Origin of the sequence: Arthrobacter sp. MYb224 (assembly GCF_002975455.1) — a bacterium.
GTDB lineage: Bacteria > Actinomycetota > Actinomycetes > Actinomycetales > Micrococcaceae > Glutamicibacter.
Window position 1 is genome coordinate 424,864 of record NZ_PCPU01000002.1, and the last position, 17,324, is coordinate 442,187.

Sequence of the window (17,324 nt, forward strand, 5' to 3'; positions counted from 1 at the left end):
CCTTGAAAGATGAGGGGCTGGTGGAGGCCCTGAGCGTCTCCACCAGCCGTCACTGTACCATCGCCGAAGGCGAGCGCTATGGCAACTATTCGCCGCTGCAGCCGGTGGGGGTGCAATGGCCTGTCGCCGAAGCCGGCAGATTCAGGGTTGGATTCTGGTCGAAGAATCCATGGGGCTTGAGTTTGAAGCCCGTGGTGTCAACCGGCATGATCGGCCAATCTTCGGGACGGGGGAAGTGCGTGAGCCCGAATGAGTGCCACAGCACCAGATCCTGGCCATCGATATCCCGATCCTGCGCGGCGTATGCGGGAAGGCCCGCTCCGCCGGGATGCTGGTTGACGAAGTCTCCGGCGGCGTAGAGCTCGTTTTCCGCGAAGCGGGTGACCCACAGGTGGTGGCGGGCAAAGGCGGCGCGTGCGGCGATGGAGGAGTCCTCGGCCATGGCCAGGGTGGGGGCGCCTTCGGGGTAGAGGGTGTAGCCGACCGGCTCGTCCATCTGGTTCAGCGATTCCGGGTTGCTGATATGCCAAACCCTGCCCACGCTGCCGTCCGCGTCGCGGATGGCAGCGGTTTCGGAGCCCAGCACCTTCCGGGTTTGGGTGAACGCATTGCCGTGCGGATTGCCGGGCCCCTTGGGCAGGCGCTTCAGATCCAGCTCCTCCACGCGGTTGGTGGCCCCGTCGATCATCATGTCCATGCGGGCGCTGAACAGGTGCTGGTGGTAAGGAGCGCCGAGGCCCGGCGCGATCTCCGAGGCATATTCGTAGCCCTTGTGCGGCAGCGCGGCGGTGAAGACGATGCCGGTGGCCTTGGCCTCGAACTCGATCGTGCCATCCAGATAGAGGTACCAGTAGAAGCCGTAGTCGTAGTTCCCCACGGTGGTGAAGAAGGAAACTACCAGGCGCCGGTTGCGGCGCACCTCGTTGGATCCGGCCCACTCGTCGGTGTGCTTCCACGCGATCCCGGCGTCTTCCTCGTGGATGCAGATGCCATTGGGAATGGTCCGTGGATTGCCGAAGTCATCGGCCACCACGGGGGAGAGGTAGGTGATCTCGCCCAGGCAGTCGCAGCCGAGCTGCAACGAGTTCGCATCGCGGCCGACCAGGTATTCGCCTGAATCGAAGTAGTTCTGCCAGCTGCGGTAGGGCGCCGGGTCCCCGTAGGGGACGACCATTTCGGAGATGGCGGCCCGGTGCATCACCGGACGTCGCCGGCCGTCGAAGGTGTGGTGCAGCTGGTGCAGGACAAGTCCCTCGCGGGCGTCGAAGCCCACGCGCAGGTCCCAGCCTAGCCAGGACAGGTGGTTTCCCTCGAGGGTGAAGCTGGCGCCTTCGGGCTGGATGACCTCGATCGGCTTGAGGTCGGTGCGCAGCTCACCCTGAATTGCCGGATCGGTGTAGTTGCCGTTGACCTCCGGCACCGGGACCGGGCCGTCATCGATCAGGTGGTTCACGCGCCGGTTCTCCACGTCAACGAAGGCGACCAATCCGTCGATCGGGTGTGCCCAGGCGTGGTCCCCGGGATGGTCCTGGCGGAACCCCAGGCCGCGCAGCAGGCGCTTGCCGGTTTCGTTCTCGTACTCGAAGACCCCTGCGGACAAGGGGGCAACCCGGACCTGCTCGGAGGTCAGCCCGCGGGAAGCCAATGCGGCGATCCACTGCTCATCCGCGGCCAGGATTTCCTCGATGATCTCGAACTCTTCGAGCAGCACCGGCATTTGTCCATCCACCGCGGGGTCGAGCTCGCGCTTGGTGAGTACGGCCCGGCTGTCGAGGGACAGGGTGATGTCGAGGGAGCGGGATAGCGCGGCATCCCAGAGCATCACCCGGACACGGCGGTCAATATCGCTGGACGGGACTGGATACAGGGCTTCCTTGGCAGGTTCAAGCAGACCCACATAGGCGAACCTGGTCGAATCCAGCACCAGGCCTGCACCTTCCAATATGGCGCGAGTTGCCTGGTATTCGTCGGCTGTGAGCTGTTCCAGGGGATGCGCGGGGCGCGTCACTGCGCGATCGCTTTGGAGTGTCATGGGGCTTCCTTAATGCATGGTTTTGATGATACAACTGTTCAATCAACAATTTTATGTTACCCAAGTCACCCCCTCTCGTAAAGGGGTGTCTTGAAAAGAATCAGCCACCTGCCCGGAGAAGTCGAGATCCGAACATGGACCCAAAAAACAAGAGCTCGAAAACGCTGTGCGCGCTGCGCTATTTGCTGAGCATCGTGGTGCTCGCGGTTTCGACCGCGCATGTGCTCGCCGCGTTTCAGGGGCCCAAGTCCATGTTTTTGGCCATGAGCGCGATGGGGGTCCTGTGCCTGGTTTGCCTGCCGCATCTCGTGTCGGCGACCTGCGAAATCGAGAAGTCGACGCTTCAGGTCATGCTCATGTCCGCTGCAATGGCAGTGGCCCATTTGCTCTGGATCAGCATGTCCGGCCACCAGGGGCACGGGCAGGCGCATGGGCACGTCGCCGATCGGCTCTCCCCGCTTGCGGCAGACGCTGCCGGGCAGCACTCCGCCACGATGCTTGGCCTGATTGCCCTCGAACTTGCGACGTTGGCGGTGGCATCCATCGTGTTGCGCGCCAGCCGTGCACTGCGCAATCAACCAGCTCTGCCAGTCAATTAACCTGTCACCCAACCAACCCAGATACCCAACCAATGGAGATCAACATGAGAAACCAAACCCTTTCCTCCTGGGATGCCGCCGCAAATGCCCTGCGAATCGACGGGCGCGCCTTCATCGGCGGGCGGCGCCAGGAGGCCTCGTCGGGAATCCAGCGACTGACCACCAGCCCTATCGACAACCGTGAGCTGGCCTTGCTGAGCTCGTGCGGCCAAGAGGAGGTCGATTTGGCTGTTTCTGCCGCCCGGCGTTCATTCCCGGCGTGGTCGCGTTCGGGGGCGGAGAGCAGGAAGGCTGTGCTTCTGGCCTGGGCGGACCTCATGGAAGCGCAGGCCGAGGAATTGGCCCTGCTTGAGAGCCTCGACAGCGGCAAGCCGATCCTGCAGACCAGCACGGTGGACGTTCCCGGCGCCATCTCCACCCTGCGCTGGTATGCCGAGGCCATCGACAAGCAATCCGGGGAATTGCCTGCTGTTCCGCCGGGAGCCACGGCACTGGTGACGCGCGAGCCGCTGGGTGTGGTGGCGGCCATCGTGCCGTGGAACTATCCGCTGGAAATTGCCATGTGGAAGCTGGCGCCAGCGCTGGCAGCCGGGAACTCGGTGGTCTTGAAGCCCGCGGAGCAGACGTCGTTGAGTATCTTGCGTACCGCGGAGCTGGCGGCCGAAGCGGGGGTGCCCGATGGTGTGTTGAGCGTGCTAACCGGCTCTGGGCGAGAAGTGGGTTCGGCGCTAGCCCTGCACATGGATGTTGACGCCCTGGCCTTCACCGGCTCGACCGCCGTTTCGCGGACGCTGCTTGAAGCCTCGGGGCAGAGCAATCTCAAGCGTTTGAGCCTGGAGGCGGGTGGCAAAAGTTCCAATCTGATTTTTGCAGACACCGCCGATCTGGCGGCGGCCGCCGAGAAAGCTGCTTTCGGTGCTTTTTATAATCAGGGCCAGGTGTGTTCGGCAAATTCTCGGATTCTGGTCCAGCGGTCGGTCCATGATGAGTTCGCCGAGTTGCTCGAGCAGGCGACAAAAGCCTACCTGCCGGCCGACCCGCTGGCTGGGGTAGGCGGAAATGGGGCACTGATTTCAAGTGCGCACACGGATTCGGTCGAGGCGTGGATCGACCGCGGACGCAAAGAATCCGCAGTACTTTTCGGCGGGCGCAGGTTGGAGATACGCGGGTCAAGCGCGTATTTGGAGCCGACGGTGCTAGGCGGGCTGGATTCCGCGCATGACGTGCACCGGGAAGAGATTTTCGGGCCCGTGGCTGTGCTCCAATCCTTCGATACGGAAGCGGAAGCGATTGCCATGGCCAATGCCACCGATTATGGGCTGGCCGCTTCAGTGTGGACCGCCGATCTTGGACGTGCGCACCGGGTAGCTACGGAACTGGTGGCCGGTACGGTTTCCGTCAACACGGTTGACGCGCTGGGCAATACCACGCCGTTCGGAGGCTTTAAGCAGTCAGGGTTCGGGCGTGATCTTTCGCTGCACGCATTCGATAACTACACGGCCGCCAAGACCACCTGGATCCAATTCGGCTAAGCCTGTTGGTGCGGTAACCCCGACCGGAGAGGCTGCATCTATTATTCAGATGACCCGCATCACACGAAACTTCTTTACGTGATGCGGGTCATAGCTTTAGCGTTGACCTAAGTTCACACCCCCGGTGCCGAGTTTGTTGCACGTTGCCGCTCCCAGTCAGGAATGCCATGAGTACTCACAACTACTCCCAGTTATTTGAAATTGAGCAGGAATCCATCGCGCCCATCCCTGAAAATGCCAGGCACGGCAAGGCAAAAGACCTGTTCACCATCTGGTTTGGCATGAACATGACGCCATTGACGGTAGTCACCGGCGCCACCGCCACGACGTTGCTGGGCCTTCCGCTGCTTGGCTCGCTTATTGCGATCCTGCTGGGCCACGCGCTGGGCGGTGTCGGCATGGCTTTGCACGCCGCGCAGGGACCGGTGCTAGGCGTACCTCAGATGCTGCAGGCACGCGGGCAGTTCGGTTCCAAAGGTGCCAGCCTGATCGTGGCAGTGGCAATCCTGATGTTCGTGGGCTACTTTTCGTCGAATCTCATTGTTTCTTCGGAATCGATTATGACGCTCCTGCCGGGCGCCAACAAGACGTTCTTGATTGTCGCCTGTGCAGCTCTAAGCTTTGTAATCGCCGCATTCGGCTACAACTTAGTTCGAAAGGTAACTCAGCTAGGCGCGGTCATCGTTGGCGGCCTAGTTGTGGTTTCCTTTATTGCCCTATTCCTGAACGGGGACTTTTGGGGCAACATATCCGCCGGAGCATTCACCTGGCCCGGGTTTTTCGCCATGCTGGCCATTGGCATCGTCTGGCAGCTGACTTACGCGCCGTACGTTTCGGACTATTCCCGCTATATGCCCGCCAGCTCGGGCACCAAGGGTGCGTTCTGGGGCACCTATCTCGGCTGCGTTATCTCCAGCGCGCTACTTATGGTGCTCGGCGCGGGCGTCGGACTGGCGGTCAATGGCGTCGATGCGATGGCGGGCCTGCATGGAATCCTGGGTCCGGTTTTGGGCGCGCTGGTCCTGATCGGTTTTGCCCTTGTTGCTGCGTCGGGAAACGCCGTGAACGCATATTGCAGCGCGCTGTGCGCCTTGACGCTGGTCGAGACGTTCCGCACCGGCTGGCATCCGGGAGTCAAGGCCCGCCTGATGACTTCGACCATCCTGCATGTGCTCGGGGTCGGCTTGGCGGTGACGGCCGCCAGCAGTTTCGCTTCGTCCTACTTCAGTTTCCTGAGCGTACTGCTCTACGTGTTGATCCCATGGTCTGCCGTAAATCTGGTGGACTACTACATCATCCGCCATGGCTCCTACGCGGTCTCGGAATTCTACGCTGCGGACGGTGGACGCTACGGCGCATGGAATACCGGAGCGTTGCTGGTATTTGCCGTCGGAGTGGCGGCCCAGATCCCCTTTATGGCGACGGCCTTCTACACCGGCCCGCTAGCGGCAGCATTGAACGGCATCGATATCGCATGGTTTATCGGCTTGACCGTCAGCTCGGTCGTTTATGTGGCAGTAGCCCGTTTTGCTCCCGCTCTGGTGCGTTTGGACAACAACACCGAGCCCACCAACTCCCTTCGAAAGTAGGCAGTCATGACATACGCAGATCTGCTGTTCGCCAACGGACCAGTTTTGACAATGGACACCGCCAACCCCCGGAGCCATGCGCTGGCGGTGAAGGATGGACGGATCCTAGCGCTGGGCGATCGAGCCCTCGGTCTTCGCGGTCCCGGAACACAGGTCATAGACCTTTCCGGAAAAGCACTGCTCCCTGGCTTCCAAGACGCCCACGTGCACCCGCTCATGGGCGGGCTGCAGATGGTGGCTTGCGACCTTTCTGAAGTGCATTCATTGTCAGAGTACCGAAGGATCATCGCAAATTATGCCCGCACGCATGCGGAACAAGACTGGATTGAAGGCGCCGGCTGGTATGGAGACGTCTTCGACGGTGGATTCCCGCACCGAGACTTGCTCGACGAGTTAGTCCCGGACCGCCCCGCCTATTTTCTGAGTCATGATGGACACGGAGCGTGGGTCAATACCAGAGCCCTGGAATTGGCAGGGATCACCGATTCAACGCCTCACCCCGATGGGGGAATCATTGCCAGGGAAGAAAACGGCCGTGCGACCGGCATGCTCATTGAACACGCCGCCGATTTGGTGTCCAGAATGCTCCCGGCACCGGATAAATCCCATATTAGAAATGCCTTGCTAGAGGCGCAGAAGTTCATGCATTCCAAAGGGATCACCGCTTGGCAGGATGCCGCGGTGGGAGAGGCCCTCGGTTCCCCGGATGCTTTTGAGCACTATCTGGCATTGGACGAACAAGGACTTCTGACCGCGACCGTGACCGGGGCGCTTTGGTGGCATCGCGAACAAGGACTGGAACAACTTGAGTTGTTCCGGGACCGGCGTTCCCGAGCTCGGGGCAGGTTCCGGGCATCGGCGGTCAAACTCATGCTGGATGGAGTGTGTGAAAATCTGACGGCCGCGATGACGCGTCCCTACGTGGGGCACCCGCAGCAGCGGGGAATGACGTTGATCGAGCCAGAAGTGCTGTGCGACATCACCCGATCGCTGGATGCCGAAGGGTTTGATCTGCATCTTCACGCGGTGGGCGACCAGGCGGTTCGGGACAGCCTTTCGGCGTTGGAACTGCAGGCTAGGACGGGGTGGGATCCACGGCACCAGATAGCGCATCTGGATATCATCGACGCGGGCGACATTGCGCAGTTCTCCCGGGTTGGGGCCATCGCCAATATCCAGCCGTTGTGGGCCCGGCAGGACCCGGTGCTGACGGAGACAAAACTTCCCTATCTCGATTCAGCTCACCAAAGCATGCACTTTGCCTTCCAATCCCTTCACGAGGCGGGCGTGCCGCTGGCTATGGGCAGCGACTGGCCTGTTTCGAGCCCGGATCCGATGTGGGGAGTCCATTCGGCGGTGAATCGTACGGCACCACCAGCCGATCCGCATGCCAAAGATGAACGATCGCAAAACAGCCCCCTGCTCGGGCACGAAGCTATTGCCCTGGATGCGGCCTTGCATGCGGCAACCGCCGGTGCTGCATTTGCCAACAGGCTTGATCAGGATCGTGGAACGCTTCGCGAGGGCATGATCGCCGATCTTGCCGTCCTGGAGGCTGACCCCTATGCCGTGCCCGCCCGCGCTCTCGGCGATTTAGCGGTTGAACGAACGTATGTGGATGGGGTGCTGATCTTCCATCGGGCAACTAGCGAATAAATTCTTAATCCAGTTTTTGATGTTTTTCAAACTAGCGGCAACGCAGATCTAGAACCAATTCCTAGATCGTGTCATTTCTCGGTCCCAGCGACCGCAAATTCCACAATCAGTTACGACAGAGGACTGAGCATGAAAAATTCCGAATCGTCCACGTTTCTTGCACAGGAGCAGAGCAAGCATCTGCAAAAATCCCTAGGCAGAATGGACATTCTCCTGCTGGTGGTTGCAGCAGTTATCTCCATTGAAGTCTTGGGCCAGGTCTCCGGTTTTGGAGGTGAGACGTTTACCTGGACGTTGGTTCTCGCTATTACCTTCATGATTCCCTACGGGCTGATCTTTGCGGAGACTGGCGGTGCCTTCACCGAGGAGGGTGGCGTTTATGTCTGGACGAAGATGGCCTTTGGCCGAGTAGTTGCGGCCATCGCTTCCCTCTTCACTTGGGTGACTCAGCCGGTATGGGTTGGCGGTGCGATGGCATTCGTTGCCGTGGAAACCTGGTCGGAGTACGTGGGGCACATTGAGGCTGGTGGGGTGGGCGATTATCTATTCAAGCTCGGGTTCATCTGGATCACGGTCACCTCGGCGGTTATCAGCCTCAAGCATGGCAAATGGCTGCCATCGCTTGGAGCGATACTCAAGATCCTCTTCCTTTTCTGCTTCTTGGTGGTAACCGCAATCTATGGATTCAAGAATGGATTTAACGGTCTGAACCTGGGGTTCTTCTCGCCGACGATGGCCGGCTTCCTCGGGGTCACCCCCTTGCTGCTTTTCTCGTTCCTTGGCTTTGAATCGGGGAACAGCGCCGCAGGGGAGATGAAAAATCCTGCCAAGGATGTTCCGGTCTCTATCGCCCGCACATCCATGCTCGCAGCCGCGAGTTACTTGTTACCTGTCTTAGCTATTTTGCTGGTCGTTCCGCTGGACGAAATTACCGGTATCGGCGGACTCTTCGGGGCAATTGCGACGGTCTTCACGGTGTTCGGACCGGCCGCCGATGCCATGCTCGCGTTGTTTGCCATCGTATTCTGCTTTGTCCTGGTTTCGCAGGGCGCCGCCTGGATGATCATCAGCGACCGGATGCAGGCCATGGCTGCTGCGGATGGGTCGTTCTTCGGTGGATTCTTCGGGCACTTCAATCCAAAACTCGGTACTCCAATCCGAGTTAATACTCTTTCGGGTGTAGTCGCTACCATCTTCATGCTTGCCGCAATGCAGATGTCAGGATCAAACGGGGCGATGTTCGGAGTGGTCCTGACCATCTCGATTTCGACGTTCCTCCTGAGCTATTTGATTGCGATTCCCGCCGTGGTGATGCTCCGGTTCAAGTACCCCTCGGTAGTACGCCCCTTTAGAGTTCCAGTTTCAAACTCAACGTTTGCGGTGCTCGGGGGTATCTGTTTCGCATGGATCCTCATCGGTTCCTGGATCGCCGTATTCCCAGGCAGCCTGGAATATGCCTTTGGCATGGACTATGACTTCGAAGCGATCTGGGGCCTTTCATGGAGCCAGTTTGAGTCGTTTGCGCTAGGCACCTTGGCCAGCATCCTCGCGCTGGGCATCGTCGGATATATTCTCGGCAGAAAAGTCCGCGAAGAAGAGCGAACCGAGGTGGACGCAATGGCGCCTCCGGAAGTTTCCGTTTCTCATAAATAAGCATCAATTGCTATCTACGAGGCCGCCCGAGCAAGGGCGAATGGAAAATCATTCACCCTTGCTCGGGCACCAAGTACGTGGGTGGTTCTCCGGTTGCCAAGACCTTCTATCGGTGGACTCCTAGTTCCCGGAGGTTTTCAGCTGAGGCAACGGGTTGATCGTCGGCTGCTGGAGCAGCTCGAAACCCCCAGTGCAGGTTGCGTTGCCGAGCTAGCCGAGGCCTTGGCGAACTACGCCGAATCGTGAATTCCAATGAGCAAGTGCCGCTGATTAATCACCGAAAGTCCACCTCGCGTTTAACCTGAAACCGTGGGTATCGGGCATGATTGGAGGCATGGAGAATACTGCTGCCCCGGCCTGGGTCGCCAACTATCAGCCGGGCGTCCCTGCCGAAATCAAGCTTCCTACCGAGTCGTTAAGCCATATGTTCGAGCGTTCGGTCCGCGAGGCCGGCGAGAGCCCGGCCACCGAATTCTTCGGTCGACGGATGAGCTACCTCGAATTGGGCCGACAAGTCGAGAAGGCGGCCAAGGGGCTGCGCCAGCTGGGTGTGAAGCCCGGAGATCGGGTTGCGCTGGTCCTGCCCAATTGCCCGCAGCACGTCGTCGCGTTCTACGCGGTGCTTCGGCTGGGCGCGGTGGTTGTGGAGCACAACCCGCTGTACACCTCGCGCGAACTGCGCCACCAGTTCGAAGACCACCAGGCGCGGGTGGTGATCGCCTGGGACAAGGTCGTGCCGAACCTGCAGCAGTTCCCCAAAGACGTGCGGATCGATACGATTGTCGCCGTCAATCTGCTCGAGGCATTCCCTGCGGTCAAGCGCCTGGCACTGAACTTGCCGGTGAAAAAGCTGCGCGAGACCAAGGACTCGCTGACCGCCTCCACGGCAGGCACCATGGCTTGGAGGCAATTGCTGAAATCCGGGCGATTAAATCCGGCACATCGATACCCCGAGGTTCAGGATCTGGCGGTCATCCAGTACACCTCGGGAACCACCGGGCGTCCAAAGGGCGCAATGCTTACCCACTACAACCTGTATGCCAACGCGTTGCAGGGCGAAGCCTGGATGGAAGGCGCCGAAGAGCGCAAGGAAATCCTGTATGCGATCCTGCCGATGTTCCATGCATTCGGAATGACCTTGTATCTGACCTTCGGGGTGAAAAAGCAGGGGCTGCTGGTGCTCTTCCCGAAGTTTGAACCGCAGATGATCCTGGATGCGTGGAAGAAGTCCCCGGCCACCGTGTACTGCGCGGTCCCACCGATCTACGAGCGTACCGCCATGGCAGCCAAAGAGCAGGGCATTTCGCTGCGTTCGGCCAAGTACTGCATCTCGGGTGCGATGAATCTGCCTGACCACGTGGTGGAGCTATGGGAGTCGATGTCCGGCGGACTGCTGGTCGAAGGCTACGGGATGACCGAATCCTCACCGGTGGCCTTGGGCAACCCGTTCCACCCTTCGCGTCGAAACGGCACTATCGGGGTGCCATTTCCTTCGACGCTGATGAAGGTTGTGGATGTGGATGAACCTGGCCGTGAGGTGGAACAGGGCGAAGCGGGCGAGCTGCTGATCAAGGGGCCCCAGGTGTTCCGCGGATACTGGAATAACCCGGAGGAGACCGCGAAAACACTTACCGAGGATGGCTGGCTGCACACCGGCGACGTAGTCACCGTCGACCAGGACGGGTTTACCCAGATCGTCGATCGCGCCAAGGAGCTGATCATTACCGGCGGATTTAATGTCTCGCCTAGCGAGGTGGAGAACGCGCTGCGCCAGCATCCTGCTGTCGCCGACGCCGCGGTGTTCGGCAAGGCGCTGGAACGCGGCGGCGAAATGGTGGTCGCCGCGGTACAACTCGACGAGGGGGCAACCCTGGACGAGGCCGACCTGCGCGAACACTGCCGCACCTTGCTGGCGGCCTACAAGGTGCCTAAGCGCATCGTTGCCATCGAGGAAATGCCCCGCTCGATGCTGGGCAAGGTGTTGCGCAAGCAGGTCCGCGAACAGTTCGGTGAAGGGCTCTAGCCCAAACGATACGGTTCGAACCGGCCATGCCGCGGTTGCTAACGCAGCCGCGGCATGGCTGTCAGCAGCGAGCGGGTGTACTCGTGCTGCGGGTCGCCGAACACGTCGGCGGTAGCGCCCTGCTCGACGATGCTTCCCCGGTACATCACCGCTACGGTATCGCTCATATGCTCGATGACCGACAGATCGTGGCTGATGAACAGGTAGCTGGTTCCGGTCTCTTGCTGCAGCCGGTCCAGCAGGTCCAAGACGGTCGCCTGAATTGAAACATCCAGGGCCGAGACCGGTTCATCCAAGACGAGCACCTTAGGTCTCGGTGCCAGTGCACGGGCGATCGCCAAGCGTTGGCGCTGCCCGCCGGAAAGCTCGCGCGGATTGCGCGAGCCCAGTGCCGGATCCAGTTCCACCTGTTCAAGGAGTCGGGAGACTTGGGTCCGGTAGCTCGCCCCGCGTTTGCTGCGACCGGCGGAGAGCGCATCGGTGAGCAACTGGCCCACGTTATAGCGTGGGTCGAAAGAACCCAGCGGGTTCTGGTAGATCGCCCCGATGTTTTCGCGCAGGTATCGGCGCTGGGCTTCGCGTTGCGGTGCAAAATGCTCGCCAAAGAGCCGCACCGAGCCGGTATCCGGACGTTCCAAGCCGAGCACCAGTCGGGCGGTGGTGGTCTTGCCCGACCCGGATTCGCCGACCAGGCCCAGCGTCTGTCCTTGCTGAACGACGAAACCGGCCCCCTGCACCGCGGCATGTTTGCCGAAGCTTTTGGACAGGTCCTCCACCACAAGAGCCGGCATCCGAGCAGGCTTCGCCGGTTCTTGTGCCACGACAGCCGCCTTCGGGGGAGCGAGGCTCAAGGGCTGAAAGCGGGGCACCCCGGACGGGATTGCACGTAAAAGAGTGCGCGTGTACTCGTGCTGCGGGCGGTTCAGCACCTGGTCGGTGTCGCCGGCCTCGACGATCTTTCCGGCACGCATCACCGCGATCCGATCCGCCAGCTGGGCAACCTGTGCCAGGTCGTGGCTGATCATCAGCACCGCCCGGCCCGCATTTTTGAGCGCCCGGAGTTGTTCGAGCACCAGGGCGGTCAGCCTGGAGTCCAAGGCGGTGGTCGCCTCATCGGCGATCACAACTTGCGGGTCCCCGATCATCGCCTGGGCAATGAGCACGCGTTGGCGCATGCCGCCGGATAATTGGGAGCTGCGCTGCTTCATCCGCCACGCAGGTTCGGGCAGATCCACCGCTTCCAAGGCCTCGCGGACCTTCGCCGTGCGTTCGGGCTTGGACAGCGAGCTGTGTTCCTTCAGCGCGTCGGCGATTTCGCGGCCCACCGGGCGCAAGGGATCCAAAGCCATGAGCGCATCTTGCAGAATCATCGCCACGGAATTTCCGCGCATCTGCTGCCAGGCCCGCTCGCTCATCGCGGTGGCGTCCTGCCCCAAGACCGAGAATTTCTCGGCGCTGACCTTGCCGCCGGACAGGCCCAGCAGGCTACGGGCGGTGACGGACTTACCGGACCCGGATTCACCTACCAGCGCCAGGCATTCGCCGGCGGACAGCTCGAAGGACACCGAGTCCACCGCGAGCTGCCCGGCGAAGCCCACCGAGAGGTTCTCGACTTCTAATAAAGGACTCATGCGGCGTTGACCTTTCCGCCCAGCGAACGCCCGATCAGCGTGGCCCCGGCCGCGACCACCACGATCGCCAAGCCAGGGAAGAAGCTCAGCCACCAGGCCAGATGCAGATAGGTGCGCCCGGCCGAGAGCATGGCACCCCATTCGGGAGCCGGTGGCGGGGTGCCCAGGCCGAGGAAGGACAGCGCGGCGGCCCAAATGACCGCCTGTCCAATGCCCAAGGTCACCAGCGCCAGCAAGGGGCGAAGGGCGTTGGGCACCAGGTGGTTTTGTACCTTCAGCCAGGTGCCGCGGCCGAGCACCGTGGCGGCTTCCAGCATTTCGGAGTTCTTCACAGAACGGATCTGGCTGCGCACCAAGCGGGCGTAGCCCGGCGCGGTGGAAAGGCCAACGGCAACGATTGCCGGCCCTACCCCGGGGCCGGTAAAGGCGATGATCAGCAGTGCCAGCAGCAGCGAGGGCACCGCGTAGAGGGCTTCGAGCACACGCAAGATCGCTCCATCGAGCCAGCGCGGGGCAAGCGCCGCGGCGGTACCCAGGACTAGGGCAATGCCCATGCCCAGGGCCGTGGCGGCCAGGCCGATATACAGCGAGTCACCGGCGCCATGGATGACGCGGGTGAACACGTCGCGTCCCGATTCGTCGGTCCCCATCGGGTGCGCCAGGCTAGGCGCGTGGAATGCCTGCGCGGGGTCAACCGCCAAGGGGTCGCCCGGGGCGATGAGCCCCGGCGCAAGCGCGGTTAGCAGCCAGAAGAGGATAAAGACGGTGCCTAGAATTTTGGCGGTTCGGCTCATGACTCGGCCCCCGCCGGGTCGATGAGGCGTTCGATGGCTTCGGTCAGCGCCATCACCACGATATACACGAGGGCGGAGAACAGCGCGATGCCGGTGACCATGGGAATATCGCGGGAGAGCACCGCCGAAAGCAGGGAACGCCCCAGCCCCGGCCGGGCAAAGATCGCCTCGACAACCACCGCTCCGGACAGCAAGGAGGAAAAGGCCCAGCCGGTCAACCCCAAGGCGGGCAACGCCGCGTGGCGCAATCCGTGGCGCCAGAACACCGTCAACCTGCTTTCGCCGCGGGTTCGGGCGGCCAGCGCGAACTGGCTTCCCAACGCGGTGGACAGCGAGTCGCGCATCAGCTGGGTGAGAAAACCTGCCAGCGGCAGCGCGAGGGTGAGCACCGGCAAGACCAGTCCCGCCCCGGTCCCGTTGTCCACCGCGGGGAACCAGCCGAGCATCGAGGAGAAAAGCATGATCAGCACCGCGCCGAGCCAGAAGTGAGGCACGGCCGCGGCGATGATCTCCACCGCGTTGCCGACCCACTGGCCGGCCCGGGTGGCTCGCATGGCCAGCATCGCAAAGATGAGCGACAGCAGCCAGGCCGCCGCCAATGAGATGAGTGCCAGCGTGATGGTCGGCGGCAGCACCTCGGCGATCACCTGCAGAACCGGGTCCTTCAGCGCATAGGAGGTCCCGAAATCCAGGCGGATCAGCTTGGCCAGAAACATGAGGTACTGGGTAATCAGCGGAAGATCCAAGCCGTACTCGCTGCGCGCGGCGGCCAGGGCCTCGGCCGAGGCCTGCGAGCCCGGGCCGCCCATAATCGCCTCGGCCGGGTCGCCGGGGATCAGCCGCACGCCGATGAAGATGGCGGTGGCCACCAGCCACAGCACCACCAGCGCGCCGCCAACCTTGCGACCCAACCAAGCGAGCATTTTCATCTCTGGATGTGTTCGTTGGCTACTTGTTCAGGAACACGTTGAAGTAGGTCGGTGAGGAGACCGCGGTGGTTTCACCCATGCCGTGCACGTTCTTCGAAAACAGGAAGTGGTTCTGCTGATCGTAGAGCGGGATCACGTAATAGCCGTCCAAGACGATCTGCTGCGCCCGTTCGTAGAGTTCTGCACGTTTGGCTTCGTCGTTGGTCTGCTCGGCTTCCACCAGCAACCGGTCCAGCTGCGGGTTTTTGATCTGCGCGTTGTTTGCAAAGTAGCCGCTCGGCGCCGGGACGGTGGAATCCGAATGGAACAAGATGCGCAGCACGCTCGGACCGACCTTGGTATACGGTGCCGAAACGAGGTCGTACTCGTGTTTTGCCAGAGCGCCGTACCAGCTGGAGAGGTCCAGCAAGTCGATCTTAACCTCGATGCCAACATTCTTGGCGGCCGCCTGCATCTGCTCGAAGAGCGACTGCTCGGCCGGAACCGACTGGTTCGTGGATACCGGGAAGCTCAGGCTCAGGCGCTTGCCGTCCTTGAGCCGGTAGCCCTGTGCATCGCGTTCGGTCCAGCCTGCCTCGTCGAGGAGCTGGTTGGCCCGCTCAACATCGGTGCCGAATTTTTCTTCGGCCGAAATACCCAGCGGCTCAACGCTTGAAAGCAGCGAGTAGCTGCGCTCGGCGGTGTTGAAGTACAGCGCGTCGATTCCGGTGTTCACGTCGAGGGAACGGATGAACGCCTCGCGCACCGAGGCGTCGTCAAAAGGCGCCTTGGAGCTGTTGAGCTCCACCCGGTTCGAGGCACCCGGACGCGGCGCCGCGAGGTGGCCCAGCCCGCTATCGGCGGCGGTGGCGATGGTGTCAGGCTGCGGATTGTCGATCACGTCGACCTCGCCGGACTGCAGAGCTGCATAGCGGCTGGCTGCCTCCGGGATGAAGCGCCAGGTAATGCCGTCCAGGTGCGCGGTGGAGCCGGCACGCTCGGGGTCAGCTGCCGGCGCGGCATAGTCTTCGTAGCGAACCAGATTGACGGCCTGCTGGCGGTCCCAGGACTCAACCTTGAAGGGGCCGGTGCCTGCCGGGGCGGCGCAGTTCGCCGCCTGGTCGCGCTTGAGCCCCTCGGGGGACTGGATTGCCGTCCACGGCATGGACAGCGACTCGAGCAGCGCGTTATCCGGGGCGGAGAGTTCCAGCTGCGCGGTCAACTCGTCGACGATCGTGATTTCGGTGACCTTGCCGACGGCAAGATAACCGGTGGAGGAAGCCGTATTCGGATCCTGCAGGTGCTCGATATTTGCCTTGATGGCTTCGGCGGTGAGCGGGGTGCCGTCGTGGAAGCTGATCCCCTCACGCAGCGTGATGGTGCGCGTCAACCCATCCTCGGAGACCTCGGACTTTTCGGCCAGCCACGGGACGATTTCGCCCTTGGCGTCCTTGCTGAACAGCGATTCCATGAACTGCGAGGCAACCAGCGCCTGCGGATAGTTTCCGCCCACATGCGGGTCCAAGCAGTTCGGCTCGGCATCACCCGATGCGTAAACCAGCGTCCCGCCGGCGACGGGCTTCAGATCCTCCGTGGCCGAGGGATCGGAGGTGGTGGAGCAGCCTGCGATGAGGGCCCCGGCCAGCGGGAGAGCTAATGCTCCGGTGAGCAGGCGGGTGGCGCGCTGTGTTCGTTGCATGAACGGTGAGTGACCTTTGAATAAGTGAGCGATGACGTACTCAACCTTAGTCAACCAAGGCCGAAAGGTCAGATCGTTTCCCTGCCAGAGGAAGCGAGAGCCGAGCCTTCGGTCTTGGCTGGCCGGGTGGCTGGCGTTTTACTTTTCGCTGGCGACGGTGAAGCGGCGGTTGTCGTGCACCGGGGTGTCGATTTCGTCGAGGATCGCTACGGCGAAGTCCTGGGTGGAAACGAAGTCGCCGGCAGGGGAGTTGGTGCCGAGGGTGTAGTTGCCGGTGCGGGTGCCCGGTGCGATCACCGGGGCAGGTGCGGCCATGGTCCAGGTAATCCCGGAGACCGAGGTCAACATGTCATACACGGCGCCACTGCTGAGGGCTTCGGCCTTGTATTCTTCGGGGAATCCGGGGGTGTCGTAGAGGCGGACTCCGTCGACTTCGGTAGCGCCGGCGCCGCCGACAACGATCAGACGTGCCGGGACGAGGGTTTCGGTGATCTCCTCGAAGGCGTCAAGGTATTCCTGGTGGTCGCCACCGGTGCGCGATGGCGGCACGGAGATCACGACGACGTCGTGGTTCTTTCCCAGATCGCGGTAGGCGGCGGTATCGTCGAGCTTGGCGGTGACCGCGCTGGTGCCTTCGACGGTTTTGCCGCTGCTGCTGACGGCGGTGACCTCGTGGCCGCGGCTCAATGCTTCAGAGGTGATCTGGCTGCCGACCATTCCGGTGGCTCCGTAGACTGCAATCTTCATGATGGTCCTCTCGTAGTTGTGTTCTTCGTGTTTATAGTATCCTTTAGATACCGACTACTTCAAAGGAACTTGGTTACCAAATGGATAGCGCCCTCACCTACAACGTGCTTGCGCAAGACTGTCCCTCACGTGAAATTATGCAACGTTTGGGGGATAAATGGACCCCTTTAGTGATGCTTAACTTAGCCAGCGGGCCGCTACGTTTCTCCGCGTTACGCCAGCGGATCGGTGCGGTGACGCCCAAGGTGCTGACCAGCACGCTGCGCACCCTGGAGCGCGATGGCCTGGTGGCTCGCACCGTCACGGCGCAGGTGCCGGTCCGGGTGGACTATGAATTGACCGATCTGGGTTCCAGCCTGCTCGAACCCATGGATGCCATCCGCATCTGGTCCGAGGCGCACGCGGCCAAGGTGCTGGCCGCCCGAGAAATCTTTGACGATAAATAGGCCTCCTGCCGAGGC

General features: G+C 61.7%; 13 protein-coding genes. 7 read left to right on the forward strand and 6 right to left on the reverse strand.

The annotated features are described in order from the left end of the window. Window positions 1–85 precede the first annotated feature (85 nt). Complete coding sequence (locus CQ017_RS05135; protein ID WP_105552815.1) at window positions 86–2,032, reverse strand: primary-amine oxidase; 1,947 nt, start codon at window positions 2,030–2,032, stop codon at window positions 86–88. A gap of 134 nt (window positions 2,033–2,166) precedes the next feature. On the opposite strand from CQ017_RS05135, the gene CQ017_RS05140 reads away from it, so the two are divergent. The 6 genes from CQ017_RS05140 (at window position 2,167) to CQ017_RS05165 (ending at window position 11,084) form a co-directional block, all read left to right on the forward strand. After that, a complete protein-coding gene (locus CQ017_RS05140) occupies window positions 2,167–2,631 on the forward strand; it encodes a hypothetical protein (protein WP_105552816.1) in 465 nt (154 codons plus the stop codon). A gap of 44 nt (window positions 2,632–2,675) precedes the next feature. Next, on the forward strand, window positions 2,676–4,163 hold the full coding sequence (locus CQ017_RS05145; protein WP_105552817.1) for an aldehyde dehydrogenase family protein: 1,488 nt from the start codon (window positions 2,676–2,678) through the stop codon (window positions 4,161–4,163). A 167-nt stretch (window positions 4,164–4,330) separates the two neighbouring features. Then, window positions 4,331–5,752 (forward strand): cytosine permease, encoded by a 1,422-nt coding sequence (locus CQ017_RS05150; RefSeq protein WP_105552818.1) that lies wholly within the window; start codon window positions 4,331–4,333, stop codon window positions 5,750–5,752. A 6-nt stretch (window positions 5,753–5,758) separates the two neighbouring features. Further along, window positions 5,759–7,408, forward strand: coding sequence for an amidohydrolase (locus CQ017_RS05155; protein ID WP_105552819.1), 1,650 nt, complete (start codon window positions 5,759–5,761; stop codon window positions 7,406–7,408). Between the two features lie 129 nt (window positions 7,409–7,537). Next, complete coding sequence (locus CQ017_RS05160) at window positions 7,538–9,061, forward strand: APC family permease (RefSeq protein ID WP_105552820.1); 1,524 nt, start codon at window positions 7,538–7,540, stop codon at window positions 9,059–9,061. Between the two features lie 334 nt (window positions 9,062–9,395). Then, window positions 9,396–11,084, forward strand: a complete 1,689-nt coding sequence (locus CQ017_RS05165; protein ID WP_105552821.1) for a long-chain-fatty-acid--CoA ligase — start codon at window positions 9,396–9,398, stop codon at window positions 11,082–11,084. A gap of 38 nt (window positions 11,085–11,122) precedes the next feature. Here CQ017_RS05165 and CQ017_RS05170 read toward each other — a convergent pair whose 3' ends face one another. From CQ017_RS05170 to CQ017_RS05190, 5 genes are all read right to left on the reverse strand, one after another. Continuing rightward, window positions 11,123–12,715 carry an ABC transporter ATP-binding protein gene (locus tag CQ017_RS05170; RefSeq protein WP_105552822.1) on the reverse strand — a complete coding sequence of 531 codons (1,593 nt, stop codon included), beginning with the start codon at window positions 12,713–12,715 and terminating at the stop codon, window positions 11,123–11,125. Next, window positions 12,712–13,509 (reverse strand): ABC transporter permease, encoded by a 798-nt coding sequence (locus CQ017_RS05175; RefSeq protein ID WP_105552823.1) that lies wholly within the window; start codon window positions 13,507–13,509, stop codon window positions 12,712–12,714. The genes CQ017_RS05170 and CQ017_RS05175 overlap by 4 nt, the downstream gene beginning before the upstream one ends. Further along, the gene (locus tag CQ017_RS05180; RefSeq protein ID WP_105552824.1) at window positions 13,506–14,438 is read right to left on the reverse strand and encodes an ABC transporter permease; all 933 of its coding nucleotides are present in this window, start codon (window positions 14,436–14,438) and stop codon (window positions 13,506–13,508) included. The genes CQ017_RS05175 and CQ017_RS05180 overlap by 4 nt, the downstream gene beginning before the upstream one ends. A 19-nt stretch (window positions 14,439–14,457) precedes the next feature. Then, window positions 14,458–16,116: an ABC transporter substrate-binding protein gene (locus CQ017_RS05185; RefSeq protein WP_105552825.1), complete on the reverse strand. Its 1,659-nt coding sequence runs from the start codon at window positions 16,114–16,116 to the stop codon at window positions 14,458–14,460. Window positions 16,117–16,254: 138 nt separating this feature from the next. After that, window positions 16,255–16,863, reverse strand: coding sequence for an NAD(P)-dependent oxidoreductase (locus CQ017_RS05190; RefSeq protein ID WP_105552826.1), 609 nt, complete (start codon window positions 16,861–16,863; stop codon window positions 16,255–16,257). A gap of 137 nt (window positions 16,864–17,000) precedes the next feature. Here CQ017_RS05190 and CQ017_RS05195 point away from each other — a divergent pair, with 137 nt between their 5' ends. Further along, a complete protein-coding gene (locus CQ017_RS05195; RefSeq protein ID WP_308729554.1) occupies window positions 17,001–17,309 on the forward strand; it encodes a helix-turn-helix domain-containing protein in 309 nt (102 codons plus the stop codon). Window positions 17,310–17,324: the final 15 nt, after the last annotated feature.